The 760-nt window shown below is 57.6% G+C and carries 1 pseudogene; it reads left to right on the top strand.

Annotation, left to right across the window (positions count from 1 at the left end):
- Positions 1-760: pseudogene (locus DIE21_RS37490) on the top strand (peptidase M23); the annotation flags it as partial.

Consider the following 760-nt stretch of genomic DNA (forward strand, 5'->3'; position numbering starts at 1 on the left):
CTCTACATGCATCTGCTGCCGCTGGCGGAGTATCTGCAGCACAGTGCGAACGCCAAGGATATGCCTGAGTTCCTGCGGATGCCGACCGGTTCGGTGAACAAGGGGGCGGTGACGCCGGCGGTCTCGGGGGAGGGCAAGAAGGTCCGGCGCAAGGACGTGTTGGGGTGGCGTGGCGAATATGAGGGTATGCCGCATTTGCATTTCGAAATCTTCATGTTGCCGGTGGATTTCGACGCGTATTTCGGGTGTACGCAACTGGGTAACAGTACGCCCACCCCGCCAACCGGAACGGACTGGTGGGGGCATGCGTATTTCGTCATTCCGGCAGGTAGCCAGTTTCGTCGTTTGCCTGAGAAGGCCGATGCCCGCAACAAGTTGCATGGGATTGAATTCAAGCCAGGTCAAGAGGGCTCGAACTCCCTGCCGTTGCTCGTTGAGACCTACTTCAGCGTCGGCTCGAAATACACCAATGTCTGGAGCCTGGCGCAAGACGGCACTCGCACGCTGCTCACGCCGCAACCCGTCAAGGAAAAGGACTACGAATACGATCTGTACAAGCGTGCGACGGCGCTTTATCCGTCTTGTCCAAGCGACGGTTACGAGCTGCTGCGTTTTGGTCGCATCCTGTCTCCATCCCAAACTCTGGCGGCAAATGCGCGCGCGACGTGGATGCAGGTCAACTGGGCGGCAGACAAGGTTGGCTACATCGATATCAATGATTCAAGTATCCACAAGTTCTCCGATGCGGACTTCCTGTCTT

It is taken from the genome of Burkholderia sp. Bp9140 (assembly GCF_003853425.1).
Lineage (GTDB): Bacteria > Pseudomonadota > Gammaproteobacteria > Burkholderiales > Burkholderiaceae > Burkholderia.